The organism is Neobacillus driksii, from assembly GCF_013409995.1.
GTDB classification, from domain to species: Bacteria; Bacillota; Bacilli; order Bacillales; family Cytobacillaceae; genus Neobacillus; species Neobacillus driksii.
In genome coordinates this window covers 23,948-40,206 of record NZ_JACCBX010000023.1, presented here as the reverse complement: position 1 = coordinate 40,206, position 16,259 = coordinate 23,948, and the positions used below count along the sequence as shown (strand labels likewise).

At 39.9% G+C, this 16,259-nt stretch carries 15 protein-coding genes and 11 tRNA genes; 2 read left to right on the top strand and 24 right to left on the bottom strand.

Translation table 11 applies throughout. From position 1 onward, the window contains the following. Positions 1 to 148: 148 nt before the first annotated feature. The 12 genes from F4694_RS30885 to F4694_RS30830 form a co-directional block, all read right to left on the bottom strand. Positions 149 to 222: transfer RNA gene (locus tag F4694_RS30885), tRNA-Gly, on the bottom strand. A 14-nt stretch (positions 223 to 236) separates the two neighbouring features. Then, a tRNA-Pro gene (locus F4694_RS30880) sits at positions 237 to 313 on the bottom strand. Positions 314 to 319: 6 nt separating this feature from the next. After that, a tRNA-Arg gene (locus tag F4694_RS30875) sits at positions 320 to 396 on the bottom strand. 60 nt (positions 397 to 456) lie between these two features. Next, positions 457 to 542, bottom strand: a tRNA-Leu gene (locus F4694_RS30870). Positions 543 to 608: 66 nt separating this feature from the next. Then, a tRNA-Leu gene (locus tag F4694_RS30865) sits at positions 609 to 693 on the bottom strand. A gap of 42 nt (positions 694 to 735) precedes the next feature. Next, positions 736 to 811 (bottom strand) — tRNA-Lys (locus tag F4694_RS30860). Positions 812 to 881: 70 nt separating this feature from the next. Further along, a tRNA-Gln gene (locus F4694_RS30855) sits at positions 882 to 956 on the bottom strand. Positions 957 to 979: 23 nt separating this feature from the next. Continuing rightward, positions 980 to 1,056 (bottom strand) — tRNA-Asp (locus tag F4694_RS30850). A 57-nt stretch (positions 1,057 to 1,113) separates the two neighbouring features. Continuing rightward, positions 1,114 to 1,185: transfer RNA gene (locus F4694_RS30845), tRNA-Glu, on the bottom strand. A 10-nt stretch (positions 1,186 to 1,195) separates the two neighbouring features. Next, positions 1,196 to 1,286: transfer RNA gene (locus F4694_RS30840), tRNA-Ser, on the bottom strand. Positions 1,287 to 1,293: 7 nt separating this feature from the next. Further along, positions 1,294 to 1,368: transfer RNA gene (locus F4694_RS30835), tRNA-Asn, on the bottom strand. A 120-nt stretch (positions 1,369 to 1,488) separates the two neighbouring features. Continuing rightward, positions 1,489 to 1,962: a SprT family protein gene (locus tag F4694_RS30830; protein ID WP_179603700.1), complete on the bottom strand. Its 474-nt coding sequence runs from the start codon at positions 1,960 to 1,962 to the stop codon at positions 1,489 to 1,491. A gap of 92 nt (positions 1,963 to 2,054) precedes the next feature. Between F4694_RS30830 and cmpA the strand changes: the two genes are divergently transcribed. Continuing rightward, positions 2,055 to 2,168, top strand: a complete 114-nt coding sequence (cmpA, locus tag F4694_RS30825; protein ID WP_095251326.1) for a cortex morphogenetic protein CmpA — start codon at positions 2,055 to 2,057, stop codon at positions 2,166 to 2,168. Positions 2,169 to 2,580: 412 nt separating this feature from the next. On the opposite strand, the gene F4694_RS30820 is transcribed toward cmpA, so the two are convergent. The 6 genes from F4694_RS30820 to acpS all read right to left on the bottom strand — a co-directional run bounded on the left by F4694_RS30820 (position 2,581) and on the right by acpS (position 8,548). Next, on the bottom strand, positions 2,581 to 4,770 hold the full coding sequence (locus tag F4694_RS30820; protein ID WP_179603701.1) for a Tex family protein: 2,190 nt from the start codon (positions 4,768 to 4,770) through the stop codon (positions 2,581 to 2,583). Between the two features lie 147 nt (positions 4,771 to 4,917). Next, on the bottom strand, positions 4,918 to 5,268 hold the full coding sequence (locus F4694_RS30815) for a type II toxin-antitoxin system PemK/MazF family toxin (protein ID WP_034673264.1): 351 nt from the start codon (positions 5,266 to 5,268) through the stop codon (positions 4,918 to 4,920). Between the two features lie 4 nt (positions 5,269 to 5,272). After that, complete coding sequence (locus F4694_RS30810) at positions 5,273 to 5,554, bottom strand: CopG family ribbon-helix-helix protein (RefSeq protein WP_034673267.1); 282 nt, start codon at positions 5,552 to 5,554, stop codon at positions 5,273 to 5,275. A gap of 184 nt (positions 5,555 to 5,738) precedes the next feature. Further along, positions 5,739 to 6,902 carry an alanine racemase gene (alr, locus tag F4694_RS30805; protein WP_179603699.1) on the bottom strand — a complete coding sequence of 388 codons (1,164 nt, stop codon included), beginning with the start codon at positions 6,900 to 6,902 and terminating at the stop codon, positions 5,739 to 5,741. Between the two features lie 128 nt (positions 6,903 to 7,030). Beyond that, positions 7,031 to 8,041: a LolA family protein gene (locus tag F4694_RS30800; RefSeq protein WP_179603698.1), complete on the bottom strand. Its 1,011-nt coding sequence runs from the start codon at positions 8,039 to 8,041 to the stop codon at positions 7,031 to 7,033. 156 nt (positions 8,042 to 8,197) lie between these two features. Then, on the bottom strand, positions 8,198 to 8,548 hold the full coding sequence (gene acpS, locus F4694_RS30795) for a holo-ACP synthase (RefSeq protein WP_179603697.1): 351 nt from the start codon (positions 8,546 to 8,548) through the stop codon (positions 8,198 to 8,200). Positions 8,549 to 8,646: 98 nt separating this feature from the next. On the opposite strand from acpS, the gene F4694_RS30790 reads away from it, so the two are divergent. Beyond that, the gene (locus tag F4694_RS30790; protein ID WP_179603696.1) at positions 8,647 to 9,240 is read left to right on the top strand and encodes a rhomboid family intramembrane serine protease; all 594 of its coding nucleotides are present in this window, start codon (positions 8,647 to 8,649) and stop codon (positions 9,238 to 9,240) included. A 12-nt stretch (positions 9,241 to 9,252) separates the two neighbouring features. On the opposite strand, the gene F4694_RS30785 is transcribed toward F4694_RS30790, so the two are convergent. The 6 genes from F4694_RS30785 to F4694_RS30760 all read right to left on the bottom strand — a co-directional run bounded on the left by F4694_RS30785 (position 9,253) and on the right by F4694_RS30760 (position 16,214). After that, positions 9,253 to 10,689, bottom strand: a complete 1,437-nt coding sequence (locus F4694_RS30785; RefSeq protein ID WP_179603695.1) for a PH domain-containing protein — start codon at positions 10,687 to 10,689, stop codon at positions 9,253 to 9,255. Continuing rightward, positions 10,682 to 11,161, bottom strand: coding sequence for a PH domain-containing protein (locus F4694_RS30780; RefSeq protein ID WP_179603694.1), 480 nt, complete (start codon positions 11,159 to 11,161; stop codon positions 10,682 to 10,684). Before F4694_RS30780 ends, F4694_RS30785 begins: the two co-directional genes overlap by 8 nt. Before the next feature lie 66 nt (positions 11,162 to 11,227). Beyond that, positions 11,228 to 12,190, bottom strand: coding sequence for a UV DNA damage repair endonuclease UvsE (gene uvsE / locus F4694_RS30775; RefSeq protein WP_179603693.1), 963 nt, complete (start codon positions 12,188 to 12,190; stop codon positions 11,228 to 11,230). A gap of 126 nt (positions 12,191 to 12,316) precedes the next feature. After that, a complete protein-coding gene (locus tag F4694_RS30770; protein ID WP_306458567.1) occupies positions 12,317 to 13,819 on the bottom strand; it encodes a DEAD/DEAH box helicase in 1,503 nt (500 codons plus the stop codon). 224 nt (positions 13,820 to 14,043) lie between these two features. Next, on the bottom strand, positions 14,044 to 14,739 hold the full coding sequence (locus F4694_RS30765) for an alpha/beta hydrolase (protein WP_179603691.1): 696 nt from the start codon (positions 14,737 to 14,739) through the stop codon (positions 14,044 to 14,046). 95 nt (positions 14,740 to 14,834) lie between these two features. Continuing rightward, complete coding sequence (locus tag F4694_RS30760; RefSeq protein ID WP_179603690.1) at positions 14,835 to 16,214, bottom strand: UDP-N-acetylmuramoyl-tripeptide--D-alanyl-D-alanine ligase; 1,380 nt, start codon at positions 16,212 to 16,214, stop codon at positions 14,835 to 14,837. Positions 16,215 to 16,259: the final 45 nt, after the last annotated feature.

The following is a 16,259-nucleotide window of genomic DNA, read 5'->3' as shown; positions in this document are numbered from 1 at the left end:
CAGCGTTCGTCCTGAGCCAGGATCAAACTCTCCAAGAAAGTTGATTTAGCTCATTTGTTACGTTGGCTTAGCTTTTTAATAAAAGCTAAAAAAATGTTTGTTGACGTTCTTGTTTGTTTAGTTTTCAAAGAGCAATTTATAGTAAAATTGGAGCGGGTGATGAGAATCGAACTCACAACATCAGCTTGGAAGGCTGAGGTTTTACCACTAAACTACACCCGCATATAAAATTTGAATGGTCGGGAAGACAGGATTCGAACCTGCGACCCCTTGGTCCCAAACCAAGTGCTCTACCAAGCTGAGCTACTTCCCGTAAATATGGCGCGCCCGAAAGGAGTCGAACCCATAACCTTCTGATCCGTAGTCAGACACTCTATCCAATTGAGCTACGGGCGCATTTCTTAAAGTCAACTTTTATATTGTATCAAACTTGATTTCTTATGTCAACATCTTTTTTGGTGCGGCCGAGAGGACTTGAACCTCCACGGGGTTGCCCCCACTAGGCCCTCAACCTAGCGCGTCTGCCATTCCGCCACGACCGCATATGTTACAGCGACATTTACAATCATACCAGACTATCAACCGTTTTTCAAGAGTTAATAATTGGTTGGTGCGGGTGAAGGGAGTCGAACCCCCACGCCTTGCGGCGCCAGATCCTAAGTCTGGTGCGTCTGCCAATTCCGCCACACCCGCATATTAAAATAGAAAGTTATTTTCACTACCGTAAAAAAACTTTGGTGAGCCATGAAGGACTCGAACCTTCGACCCTCTGATTAAAAGTCAGATGCTCTACCAACTGAGCTAATGGCTCACAATTGCTTAAAATACCTTTCGGTATTTTTTGCAAAATCCGCCGAAGCATTTTCAGGGATGTTATGATTTGGCTGGGCTAGCTGGATTTGAACCAACGCATGTCGCAGTCAAAGTGCGATGCCTTACCGCTTGGCTATAGCCCAATATTATTAATCCGTTAAAATAATGGCGGTCCGGACGGGACTCGAACCCGCGACCTCCTGCGTGACAGGCAGGCATTCTAACCAACTGAACTACCGGACCAAATTAATATTTTAGATAAGAAACAGGAAATGAGCTATAATCATCTCCCGTCCCTGATGACCCCTACGGGATTCGAACCCGTGTTACCTCCGTGAAAGGGAGGTGTCTTAACCACTTGACCAAGGGGCCTAAATTTTTATGGCGGAGAAGGAGGGATTTGAACCCTCGCGCCGGTTACCCGACCTACACCCTTAGCAGGGGCGCCTCTTCAGCCTCTTGAGTACTTCCCCATAAAAATGGCTCCGCAGGTAGGACTCGAACCTACGACCGATCGGTTAACAGCCGATAGCTCTACCACTGAGCTACTGCGGAATAATATAATGCTTTCCCTGTCGGACAAGCACTATTACCTTGTCGACTCTTTACATTATAATTAGGTTGTATTATAAAGTCAATACGATTTTTCGATAAAATACCTTGCAAAATATTTCCTTATTCCTCATGTAACTCCTTTACCTTTACTAGCTTACCTCTACACTTGCCACACACGTAACGACTTGTATTAATGCTTCGTTTTCTTTTATATTGCTGATGGCATGTTGTACATTGATACAGGAGGATTTTTGTGGAGGTGCGTTTCTTAGGTTTGTCTAGCAGCGGACTACAAAATCTCGGTGCGCCTACTTTTTTCAATAACATTTTAAAATCGGAATCCCGGTGCTGATATCCTTTTCCTTCTATATGAAGATGGTAATGGCAGAGTTCATGTTTAATGATTCCAATTAGTTCGCTTAAGCCTAGTTGGTCTAAGTATTTTTTATTGATATCGATATTGTGAGTCCCAAGCAGGTATCTTCCCCCAGTTGAACGGAGCCTGCTATTAAAGGAGGCTTTGTGCCTAAATGGCTTACCAAAAGATTCAATTGAGACTTTTTCAACCAGTTTTTGTAGTTCTTTATCCTCCATTTAGTTTACCTCCTTTTTTATGCGAACGTGACAACCTATTATAGCATATATTGTATATACCTTTAATGATCTACTTTTCGGGAGGGTTAAGTATGCCGACTTGGTTTCAAAACCAAATGAAAAGAGCTTTCTACGAGAAGGACCGATACCAAATTAAACTGTTAAACCAATGCTGGTTTTTTTACAGAAAAAAACACATTTCGTAAGGAGATCCAGTTCTGTTATGGGGTTTTTATAGTTTGGGGTGCAAAAATCAAAGAGATTTGCACTCTATTCTCTTACCCTAAACGATCTCGAATATTATGAGTGACCGTTTTCTATTCTTTTTACCGTTATCGAGCTCTTATCACCTTGATGAGTGACCGCTCTCTCCTTTTAACTGTTTTTCGGGTTCTCATCGCCTTGATGAGTGACCGCTTTCTCTTCTTTTAACCATTTTCGGGCTCCCATCACCTTGATGAGTGACCGCTCTCTCTCCTTTTAACCGTTTTCGGGTTCTCATTACATCAATACGGGGTCACTTTCTCTTTTCCCACTAATTTCGATCACATAGGAATCCCTAATCTTTTGAGCAAAAAAAATGATGACCAACTAGCTAATTGGCCACCAAATTCTACATTATTTAGACGGAGACAGCATGGTTAATGCTACTCTGCCCTTTTTCATATCCACAGAATCTACCCAAACGGTTACGACATCTCCAACAGATACTATATCTAATGGATGTTTTACAAAACGATTACTTAACTTCGATATATGAACTAGTCCATCCTGCTTGACGCCGATATCGACAAAGGCTCCAAAGTCGACTACATTTCTAACGGTGCCCTGAAGTTCCATCCCTGCACTTAGATCTTCTAACTTAAGAACATCCTTTTTCAATAATGGACGTGGTAAGTCATCCCGAGGATCTCGCTCCGGCCTAACAAGTGCATCAATGATATCTTTCAAGGTTAGTTCCCCAATAGATAATTCAGCAGACACCGCTTTAAGGTCAAGCCCACTGAGCGCATCCTTTAATTCCGCTGTTCCTAAATCCTTAGCTGAAAAACCTAGACTAGTCAATAATTTCTTCACTTCATCATAATTCTCCGGGTGAATCCCTGTTCGGTCTAACGGCTGCTTCCCATCCAATACCCGCAGGAAGCCGATTGCTTGTTCATAGGTTTTTGCTCCAAGGCGCGGGACTTTCTTTAATTGTACCCTGCTGGTAAACTTCCCTTCCTCTTCCCTTTTCTTCACAATATTTTGTGCGGCGGTTTTGGTTAATCCCGCAACATATTGGAGTAAGGAGGCTGAGGCTGTATTCACATTAACCCCTACACGGTTTACGGCTGTTTCGACAACAAAATGCAGCGATTCCGATAGGCGCTTTTGCGTAACATCATGTTGATACTGACCCACCCCTACTGATTTAGGATCAATTTTTACTAACTCAGCAAGCGGATCCTGCAATCTGCGTGCGATTGAAACTGCACTTCTTTCTTCCACTTGAAAATCAGGAAACTCTTCTCTTGCTATATCTGAAGCAGAGTAAACACTGGCTCCCGCTTCATTAACAATTAAGTAATAGATTTCTTCATCCATTTCCTTAAGGATATCAGCGACGAACTGTTCCGTTTCCCTGGAGGCTGTTCCATTGCCTATCGCCGCCATCTCTACCTTATAATCACGAAGAATTCGAATGAACTTCTCTTTCGCTTCCTTTGTCTTTGATACTGGTGGATGCGGATAAATCACATCAATTTTCAAGACCTTACCGGTTTCATCCACAACAGCAAGCTTACAGCCCGTCCGATACGCAGGATCGACACCAATAACGACTTTCCCTTTTAATGGCGGCTGTAAAAGTAAGTTACGAAGATTTTCAGAGAATATATGAATGGCTTGCTCTTCGCCTTTATCATTTAGCTCACTTCGAATTTCCCTTTCTATCGAAGGCTGAATCAGACGCTTATAGCTATCTTCAATTGCCTCTATAACGGATGCTGCCGCTGGTGAATGCTGAGCACGGACCCATTTTCTTACTAGATAGGATAGAATAATGTCATTATTCATTTTTATCGATACCCTTAAGATATCTTCCTTTTCACCGCGATTTAATGCAAGAATTCGATGTGGAACAATTTTATTTACAGGTTCCTCATATTCATAGTACATTTCATAAACCTTTTTCTCGTCCTTGTCTGCGTCTTTTACGGTAGATTCCACTTTCCCTGACTTAAAGGTTTCATTCCGAATCCACTTTCGGCTTTCCGCGTCATCAGAAATCATCTCAGCAATAATATCTTTTGCACCGGCAATCGCATCCTCAACAGTAAGAACTTCCTTTTCATCGGATAAAAACTCCTTAGCCTTATCCACAATTGGCGTCATCGGAAATGTTAATAACCATTCTGCTAACGGCTCAAGACCCTTTTCCTTTGCAACCGTTGCTTTCGTACGTCGCTTTTGTTTATACGGACGATATAAATCTTCTACTTCTTGTAGCTTTTCTGCTTTTGTGATCTTATGTGTAAGTTCGTCAGTTAGTTTACCTTGCTCCGCAATAGTCCGAAGTACTTCTTCTTTTCTTTGCTCAAGGTTTTGTATGTATTGCCAGCGTTCCTGGATATCTCGTATTTGGACTTCATCGAGTGCTCCCGTCATTTCTTTACGGTAGCGGGCTATAAATGGCACGGTATTTCCTTCATTCAATAAAGAAATAACACTTTTAACCTGCTTTTGAGATATGGCTAATTCGGCAGCTACCTTCCCAAGAAGCTGTTCATCTTTCACAACTGTATCATTCACAACACAAACCTCCATTCCTATTACCATATTGTATCAAATTACCTCAATCGATTCACATAAATAAAAAAGAGCAAGCTAATTAGCTTGCTTAGGCAGAAACAATTATGAGGGCAGAACATACGTATAAAAAAACGCTCTTTCTTAAAAGAGCGTGCGTAAATACTAAAATTCGATGAGACCTATACTTACTCGCAAGGCTTCATCCACTTTTTCCATCATTTCGTCATCGAGATGGGTTATTTTATCGGTTAACCGCTGTTTATCAATTGTACGAATCTGTTCTAAAAGTATGACTGAATCTCGTTCAAAACCGTAGCGCTTCGCATCAATTTCCACATGAGTGGGAAGCTTCGCTTTTTGAATTTGTGCTGTAATCGCTGCAACAATAACTGTGGGACTAAACCGATTCCCGATGTCGTTTTGAATGACAAGTACAGGACGGACGCCGCCTTGCTCAGAACCAACAACTGGGGATAGGTCCGCGAAATATACGTCACCACGCTTGACAATCAAGGGATTACCCTCCGCTTACAAGACGTTCAACTGTGTGTTCTGCCTCAAATTCTGCTTGAAACATTTCCGATGCAATTGTTAAATTGATCATCGCCATTTCCATGTATCCACGTCTCATGGATTCGCGAATTTGTCTCTTTTTTCGTTCGCGTAAATACATTTTAGTTGCTTGATAAATAAACTCGCTCCGGTTAACGTTTTCTAATTTTACAAAACCATCTAACTCGGTTAAAAGATGTTGCGGTAATTTTACTAAGATTTCCGTAGTTGCGCCGGATTCAGACACAAACATACACCTCCACCATCACTACACACCAATTTTTCTATCTACCATATTTAATAATACCACTTAATGCCCAAAATGCATAGACTAATTATAATACTACTGTATTATAGGCCAAACAAACTACCTTTTATGCACTAAAATTCCGCATTATCATAAATATGTTACATTTTCATTATTAGCCCACTTATTCGTGAAGAAGATAATTTTTTAATACGACAATTTTCCCACCCTGTTTATATAGACGGGGTACTCTAGTTGAGATGATACAAGGTACCTCATAGTTGATTGTTTCTAGTTTTTTCGCAATTTCATTAACAGAAATAAATTCATTATTCTGTTTACCAATTAAGGTAACGGTCGTACCAACCGGAACGGCATGTGGTAATCTTACCATACATTGGTCCATACAAATCCTGCCAACAATTGGAACCCTTTTACCCTCCACCAAAACTTCCTGACCTTGGAGATGACGAATCCATCCATCCGCATAACCGATTGGAATCGTACCGATCCACTCTCCTCCCTCCGTCTCATATGTTGCGCCGTAACTTATCTTCTCACCCTTATCAAGTTTTTTCACATGAACAAGCATTGAATGGAGCGAAAATGCCTCCTTAAGTGGGAATGGAAGCTCATGTTCAATTTCTAGAGAGGGTGTTAATCCATACATAGCAATTCCGAGACGAACTGCATTAAAATTGGCATTTGGGAAGCGTAATGCTGCTGCACTATTACTGCAATGCACGTACTTTGGACGTTCCTTTAAAACAGATAATAAATCATGGAATAACTGCATTTGTTTTTCAAAATATGTTAAATCTACTTCATCAGCTGTTGCAAAGTGTGTAAATATCCCCTCAATATGAATTCGGTCATCATTAGCGATCATTTGCACAACTGCTGCTAACTCTTCCTTGGTTCGGATTCCAATCCTCCCCATCCCCGTATCTAACTTAATGTGAACGGAAAGAACCTTATCATGTGGAAGATAGGGCTGAGCCGCTTTCACCCATTCTAGTTGGAACACTGTAACCGTGATGTTAAATTTAACTGCCAGCTCCACATCCTCTGGACGTGTAGCACCCAATACTAGAATGGGCGCTTTTATCCCCTTATTCCTTAAGGCAATTGCTTCATCCATAAACGCTACTGCTAAATAAGTCGCTCCCGCTTCAAGTGCACTCTCAGCCACTTTAACGTCACCATGTCCGTAAGCATTTGCTTTGACTACAGCTATGATATCCACTTCGGGCGGCAAAAGTTTTTTAACGGAGGCAACATTTGCGAGAATACAATCTAGATCGACTTCTGCCCATGTATCTCTATAAAAAAAGCCCTGCTCTGTCATTATTCCACTTCCTAATTAACTAAAGTCACTTTTATCATATTTTAATTTTACCTTATTGATTATCAAACTACTTATTTTAATTGTCAAACAAAAAACAGGCCCTTTAGCAGAGCCTGTATCCTCAAACCTTATTTTTCAACATCACCTTGAACAGTTCTTGCAATCTCAACAAGTTCTTCTTCCGTTAAGTCGTTTGAGGCAACCATGTAGTCAACACCATCTATGGTCCAAGTAATCGAACCATCCGAAACAGCACCAATGGTAACACCTAAATCAACTAAATCTCCATCTACATATGTCGGTGAAGTAGAAGCTTCTTTCACCGTAACCTTTTCTTGTACAAGTGTAAATGACTTTTCACCCTCATACGTTAACACGACGCGCTTACCATTTTGAAGCTTTACTTCTTTTTCATCGACTAATTTTGCACCTAAATCAGCAGTAGGATATTTAACGGTAAATGCCGTATCCTTGCTATCTGCCATCACCGGCAGGTTAAGGTCAGCACGAGTCATATTCTTTTTCATATCAAAATCACTGTCATCAAAGCTTGCATTAAATTTAACCTTAGAAAACTCGACTGTTACAAGTGCTTTTCGATCAGGATCCATCACTTTTACTACCGCAGGTGATAAATCCTCCTTGTTAAGTTTAATTTCTTGGGTTGGCAGCATACTATTGTTTTGATAGCGGGTTTTCGTTTCAAATACATAATGTTCTTTTGTAGAAGAAAACTTCGCTTCTTTATCTTCAACGATGTCTTTTATTAATGATTCGTATAAATAGGCCTGGCTGCTGTTTTGCGGCCAATCACTTTGGAACTTGAAACTCTTCTTAAGAGCAGGAGTTAACACAAATACTCCTTCATTATTGCGTAAAATCATTTGGCTTTGGTCTTTTTCAGCATTTTTTAAATTAACACGATAAAACGTTGGATCTTTATGCCAGATTTCAACGTTATAGACCTGTGAATCGGCACCCATTTTTAACGTCATTTTTGCATCTACTTTATAACCTGATAAATCATTTAGTTTTCCATTTAACTCCTTCACCACATCTTCTTTTGATTTAGAGCCACAGGCTGCTAGTAAAAAAACGACTAGTAATCCCGTAATCACAAGCAACAACCTTTTCTTCAATTCCTTCAACCCCTTCTTGTCTCATTTTCATATGAATTTAAAGAAGACTTGTCTCTCCCATTTCCCTATGAATATATGAGACAACCTTTTGGAATATGTTAAAGGTTTGAAAGAAAAGTGAAAGGCGCCTTCGGAACTAGCGCAGCTCGTTTTTTTCTACTTTTCCTCGATAATTACCTGTGCAACAGCATAATCTCTGCTATGTGAAATAGAAAGAAATCCATTTGTATCGGGTCTTACTATATAGGGCTTGCCTAATGAATTTGTTTGGATTTCAATATCTAAAAACGACAGTTCTTTCCCTATACCCGTGCCAGCAGCCTTTGAATAGGCTTCTTTCGCCGCAAACCTTCCTGCTAAAAATTCAATCTTTCTCCGGTCCGGCAGCTGTTCAAAAGTTTGTTTTTCATGATCAGTCAGTATGCGGTCAATCAATTTCCTTTGTCTAGTGACTATATCTTCAATCCTTGAGAGTTCAATAATATCAATACCAATCCCTTTAATCATTCGCAGGTACCCCTTCTAATTCAATTAAGATATGCATAATAGTACAACAGGACATCAATTCAGTCTATTATATAAGTAAGTCCATTCAGGAGGTTATTATGTTTACGAGAACAGAGAGTTTTCGCGAATTTATCCGCTTTTATCCAGTTGTTTCTACTATTATTGCCATCCATTTCCTATTATATATTTTTACGACTTTACCTCTCTTTCCAAACTTTTGGTTTAAGGCCACTTTTTCGGGAGTAAACCTCTATATTAGGGAAGGGGAATATTGGAGGCTGGTGACCCCCATCTTTATGCATGGCGGTTTTACCCATGCATTATTCAACAGCTTCTCACTAGTCCTTTTTGGTCCAGCACTCGAAAGGCTGCTAGGTAAAGGTAAATTCGTATTGGTCTATCTTGTTTCTGGCATCCTAGCTAATGTGGCTACACTGATGCTTGAACCATTAACCTATGTACATGTTGGATCAAGCGGAGCGATCTTTGGATTATTCGGTTATTATATTAGCATCATTCTATTTCGTAAGCATTTGCTCTCCCAGCAAAACTCACAAATCATCCTTTTTATCTGTGCCCTTAGCTTGATCATGACCTTTTTGCAGCCGAATATTAATATTACGGCACATATATTCGGATTAGCAGGCGGTTTTTTACTAGGAGCTATTTTTTATACTAAAAAAAGGGATTGATCCATATTTGGTTCAATCCCTTTTTTCGTCTTCCCTCGAAAACCAGGTGTAGACCTTTCTCACATCCATTCGATCCATATCGAGTACACGGCCACCAGCACCGCCAAAACCCACTTTCACAAAAGCCTCTAGTGTAGCCAGATCTTTTCTTCTTTGAAAATAACTTTCTCTCATTTCTAGGCTTTGAATTTTATTTTTCCTAATAAACACAGTAGTACGTACCATTGATCGGTAACGAAGACTCAATTGATGGTCATCCAAACTCCAGCCGGCGTCCTTATATTTTAAGCCCCCCCAAAATGTTACCAGAGCAAGAATAATCAACGAAAGAAGTCCCCAAACCTTGAAGAATACAATCGAAACCACAACGGGCGGAACCACAATATACCAGCTTCTAAAAATATAACGGTTCATAGCCTTTTTAGGAACGGAGGTAAAACTGGAGGTGAATTGATATTCGGTCAAATAAGGTCCTAAAATATGTTCAATATCCTTTAGCTTGACAAGTGGAAGAAGCAAAACCTTCGACCCTTCCTTATTACTCGCTGAACCACCAGCACTTTCAACGTTGACGGACCCGTAACCAAGCCATTGCCGGACGATATTTTCATTAATCCTTATTGCTTGAATTCGTGCTATCGGAATCGTCATTTGTCTTTTTTCTAATAGACCTTGAGAAATAACTAAATCATGTTCTGTTTTCGTGACATGGAAATTGGCATATTTCAACATTGTTCCAAATAGAGCAAGAATCCAAGCAAGTATAAGTCCGGCAAAAATGAGAAGAGCAATCAAAATTAGATTGCTGACTACCCATTGTTCAATTCCTCGAAATACTTTTTCATAGGGAATAAAGTCATCCAACTGAGACAAAAATGCCAATACGGCTGATATGACAACTCCTACCCCTCCGGAAGTAAGTGAAAGTAAAAGTAACTGTGAGGGTGTAATTTTATAGACGATCTGACTAGGATCTTCGTAAACATTTGGTTCAGAAGAATTTTTAGCACCCGCAACATATTCCTGTATATAGCGTGCCTCTTCTTTGGGGATGGCCGATAGAACTGCTTCTGCTTCGTCATTCCCACTTCCGCCGGCTGTTTCAATTTTAACTTTTACCATTCCGCATAAGCGCTGAAAGAGTCCTTCTGAAATATCAAGACTTTGGATACGCTCCAAGGGTATATACCTCTTCTTTCGGACAAAAACGCCATATTCTATCCTCAGTTCATTCTTCTCTAATCGATAGGTATATCGAAACCACGAAAGGATACTGGTCAGAATAATTCCTATAATCGCTATAGCCAAAGCCCCAAAAAGCAGCAGCTTGCCGCCATCACCTTTATTCCAGATAAAAAACAGGGCGATAAATGAAAAAATAAGATCTTTTATTCGTTTGCCGATTGTTAATACGATTACAATAGGATGAAGTCTTTTCGGTTCAGACATCTTCATCCGCCACCATTGCTAGATTAGAAATAAGGCGCCTTAATTCTTCCGCTTCACTCTCTTCTAATGCAGGAATTTCATGAGCTGTTGCAGCGGTATTAATAATGACAGATGCCAACTGATATTTGCGTAGGATTGGTCCTTGAACGGTATCTACATGCTGTACCCGAATCATCGGAATCAATGTCCGCTTAACAATAAAGATTCCTTCCTGTAGTTCAATTTCCTCTACTCTAACATCATATCGGAAGCGTCGCCATCTTAGTGATGGTAATAAAAAAATCATAATATACGTAGAAATAAGTTCAATTGCTATTAATAAAAGTGATATCCAAAATGGGCCATTAAAGATATGTAATAAAAAGATAGCAACACCGGCTAAGATCCAGCTGATTAAAATTTTTATCACACTCGAAATTCTCCATACGGTTAATGCCTTTATCGATATTCGTTTTTGCGGCTCCAGTATCATAGTTCCCCTCCACTTCGCCATGCCTTCTATTAAGTATACACGGGAATTGACAAGGAAACATCATTGTTATTCAACAACAAAGCTTGATTGGTCTATTACATGAATTCCCTTTCGGTTTCTCAGATTATCCATCAGTTGAAAAAGAGCTGCATCCTTTTGTTTAGCTTCTATCATGCAATGTATCTCTGGTACTGTTCCTTTTATGGTATTTAGGAATGTTAAAAACATTTCTGGATCAACAAAATCAGCATGTGCCCTAAATTCCTTATCTGAACGGGGACTTGATATGTGCATTTTAACTGGAAGCGAAGATGTCTTCCAGGTGGTGACAATACGCTCCCAGTCCTGCTCCCACTCCACTTCTTCGTGATTAGCCAAATGATGGTGATAATCAAATATCATCGGTATTCCCAACTTTTCACAAAGATACAGCGTTTCCTTCACTGTGAAGGTTGTGTCATCATTTTCGAGCATAATCATTTTTTGAATGGCTGGCTGGATGTATGCCCAGTTATGTATAAACTGTTCAAGCGCCATTTCCTTATCCTCATAGCCGCCGCCTACATGAAGAACACAGCGATGTTCAGTATCGATTTCCATGCCTTTGAGCAGCTTTTTATGCATGACTAGTGTCTTTAATGCGTTTGAGAGTATCTCTTTGTTAGGTGTATTTAGTACAACAAAATGGTCAGGGTGAAAATCTATCCGCATAGGATGTTCCTTAAGATAGTCAGCAATTCTTCTTAAAGATTCCTTCAGGGGTCCCATATAATCCCAATCCAACAGCTCCTCATGATTGGCCAATGGAATAAGACGGGAGCTTAGTCGAAAGAAATGAATTTGATTTCCAGCATTGTGTTTTAATAACCGCAGGCAATGATCTATATTTGACTCTGCAATTCGCTCCAGCTTACGGATTGCGGCATCACGGTCTTTTATTTTGCTGAATTGTGCAAAGGTCATGGTTTGGGAGGGTGAGGCGTTCTGAAGCTCAACGCTCATGGCAACATATCCAAGTTTAACGATCATCTTCATCACTCCTAACAAGCTGTTACCATTACTGTTCCCAATACACACCAGCATAATAAATCCCTGTCCGAAACAAGAGCAAAAAAAAGAGAGCATTGGACATTGCGCCCATGCTCTCTATGATTATTATCGGTTAAAGCTTCTTGGTTTTGATTTTCCTGCTGTGCGTTTTTCACCTGTTCTTGGCTTTCCAGGTGCCTTTTTACGATCACGATCGCCGCTGCGTTCCCCGCCGCGTGAAGAACCATAACCTCTATTGTCATCTCTTCTTCTGCGGTCACGGTCTTGCGGCTTTCTGTCCCTCTTAGAATGAAGCGGTGCTTCTTCTGTTAACTTAACTGGTGTTTGATCAGGCTCTTTTGTTAACATTTTTAACACTGCAGCAACAACAGTTGAAGCATCATTTTCTTCAAGTAGTTCTTTAGCTGCCGCTTTATAATACTGAAGATTATTTGATTCAATTGTTGCAACAATCTTATCAACTACTGCACGTTGTTGGCCTTCCAAAGCTTCATCTAATGTAGGTGGCGTCATTCTTTCCATCTTACGTTTTGTTGTTCTTTCAAGAACCGTTAGGTAAGACTTCTCACGTGGTGTGATGAATGTCAGCGCCATTCCAGACTTACCCGCACGTCCTGTACGACCGATACGGTGTACATAGCTTTCTGGGTCTTGTGGAATATCAAAGTTGTAAACATGTGTTACACCAGAAATATCTAGACCCCTCGCTGCTACGTCCGTTGCAACAAGAACATCAATCGTTCCTTCTTTAAATTTACGTAGAACTTGTATACGCTTTGCCTGCGTTAAATCCCCGTGAATTCCTTCAGCTGTATACCCTCTTAACGTTAATGCTTCAGATAATTCATCAACACGGCGTTTTGTCCGTCCAAAAATAATCGCTAACTCTGGTGATTGAATATCAAGCAGTCTTGTTAAGACATCAAATTTATTTTTTTCCATTACCTCTAGGTAATATTGTTCAATCGCCGGAACTGTCATTTCCTTCATCTTTACACGAACGATTTGCGGATCCTTCATAAACTTCTCTGCCATTCTTTGAATCGGTCCTGGCATAGTAGCTGAGAAGAGTAATGTTTGGCGTTCTGCTGGTGTAGAAGCAAGAATGCTTTCAATATCTTCAATGAATCCCATATTTAACATTTCGTCTGCTTCGTCAAGAATAACTGTATTTACAGTATCTAAGCGCATTGTTTTTCTGTTAATGTGGTCTAAAACACGACCAGGGGTACCTACAATAATATGTGGGAATTTCTTTAATGAACGGATTTGGCGGCTGATGTCCTGTCCTCCGTAAATGGATAAAACGCGGACTCTTTTACCAGAACCGATTTTATAAAGCTCTTCCGATACTTGAATTGCAAGCTCACGAGTAGGAGCGATAATGATTCCTTGAATCGCGTCCTTCGTTACATCAATTTTTTCAACCAAAGGAATACCAAATGCAGCTGTTTTACCAGTTCCTGTTTGAGCCTGCCCAATCAAATCCTTACCGGCTAAGCCCATTGGAATTGTTTCTGACTGAATTGGTGTAGCTTCCTCAAAACCCATTTTAAGGACAGCTTGTAAAGTTGCCTGACTTAGGCCTAAATCTTCAAACTTTGTCAATGTTTTCATTCTCCTTCATTTATATAAAAATTTTATCTATGTGCTGAATACTTATGATTCGCATCAAAATGCCGTAACTAGGTAACATCTTTATTTTACCAAAAAAAAGACATCCCTCCAAAGGAGTATGCCCTAATTTACTCGTTCTTTAGACACGTTGCTGATAATCATAACATTATTACAAGTAGATTGCAATTAATGCGTTTTAATTAACGAGTCCCATATCAGCATGACCGCTCCATCAAAAAGTCGTATACTTGAGAAAATAGGGCCTCTTTTTCCTCACAGTGACAAATATGATGGCTAGAATCCTTAATATACGTAAGCCTTTTTGTTTTTGCACTAATCGTTCGGTATAAGTATTCAGCACTTTTAGGCGGGACGATTCCGTCACATTCCCCCTGTGCAATTAGTGTTGGCACTTCTACTTGAGGGAGAAGTGGCTTGATGTAGGAAACAAGTCTGCGAAATTGGAAAGTCGCTTTTATGGGAGTTGCTTTTATTTTTCTTTTGTAGCGCTTAAAAAATTCATTGTTTTCTAAGTTTCCTTTGAATAAATCAACAATCATCGATTTAATTTCACTTGCCATCTGTTTCGGGTTTATATAGTACGCAGCCGCACTAAGTAGTACAAGCTTGTCCACAGGGTATTTTGCTGCTAGAAGGCTTGCAATCATGCCGCCCATCGAAAACCCAATTACATAAACCCGATCACAGGTATCAATTAATTTCTTTAATTCAGCCTCTGCATGTTCTATCCATTGGTGATAATGGATATCTTTTAGTGAAAGATTTTCGCCATGGCCAGGAAGAGTAGGGACACTGAAGATCCAGTCCGTATGCTTTGTTAAATACTCAGCAAGCGGCTCTACTTCATATGGTGCCCCTGTAAACCCATGAATACATAAACAGCCAATCAAGACTCTCCACCTACTTTGCTTTGAAAGAATTATTTTATTTTAGTGTTCCATTAACAGCATTTAGCATACGGTCATATTTTTGGACTATTATTGGCTTATTTTTGTTGTAAGGCGGTCACAATTTCCTCAAGTTTCATTCCTCTTGAAGCCTTTACCAGCACTAAGGTATGGTTGTTTACATGCTGCTTCAACACTTCAATCAACTCATTTTTATCCGTAAAGGAGAATACTCTCTCTTTACCTAGACTGGATCGTGCACCTTCCGCCATATGTTTCGATAACTTTCCAAAGGTAAACAGCAAATTTATTTTATCTGGATTTAATCCCTCACCGATTTGCAGATGATATTGTTCTTCTTGAGGCCCTAATTCAAGCATGTCACCTAGGACTAAGATGATATTCTCATATCCCTTTAGATTTGATACTAGTTCAATCGCAGCCATCATCGAGGTTGGACTGGCATTATAGGCGTCGTTAATGATTTTTTCACCATGACTCCCTTCTACTAGCTCCATCCGCATATTCGTTAGCTTAACGCTGGTTAAACCTTCATTCATTTTTTCAAATGGCACATCAAAGTAATGAGCAATAATCATGGCGGCAAGAGCATTTAATATATTATGTGTACCCAATACAGGAAGTTCGAAACTTTCTGAGGACTTATTGATTTTAAACATATTTCCTTGATCTAACTGAACAATTTCAGTAGGGAAAAAGTCATTTCTGTCCGTTCTACCAAATGTTTGCAGGTTAACATTACCTTTATATTTATTAATTCGTTCCATCAGAAGGGGCTCATCACCATGAAGCACCGCCAAGCCACCGTCTTTAAGACCTTGTAAAATTTCTAGCTTTGCCTCGGCGATTCCTTCTCTTGATCCTAGGTCAAGAAGATGTGATTCACCGATATTGGTAATCACAACTGCGTCCGGAGAAGCAAGTTTTGTAAGGAATTCAATTTCCCCCCTGCCGCTCATACCCATTTCTAAAACAGCAATTTCCGTATCGTCATCCAGACCTAAGACTGTTAAAGGCAATCCAATATGGTTATTATAATTCCCTTCCGTTTTTTGAACTTTATAAGTAGTGGATAGCAAGGAATACGTCATATCCTTTGTCGTAGTTTTCCCATTACTTCCTGTAATTCCAACTACTTTTACTTGTAACTGTTTGCGATATTCTCTCGCAAATTCTTGTAATGCCACTAGGCAATCCTCAACAATAAGAATCGGTAAATGGAGGGGTGGGTTCGGTACATCGCTCTGCCAAAGTGCAGCGGCTGCTCCTTTTTTTAAAGAATCCTCTACAAATTTATGACCGTCTGAGTTTTCCCCTTTAAAAGGAATAAACAAGTTTCCCATTTCAATTTTTCTAGAATCGATTGAAACACCCGTGATTTCTGTATCGGCAAATGAGGTAATCTCATTTTTGACAGATATCATATCTGATATCTGCTTTAAGGTTTTTTTTATCATGTCAATCCTCCAGTTGGTTGGGAATTTTAATAAAGACACGGCACC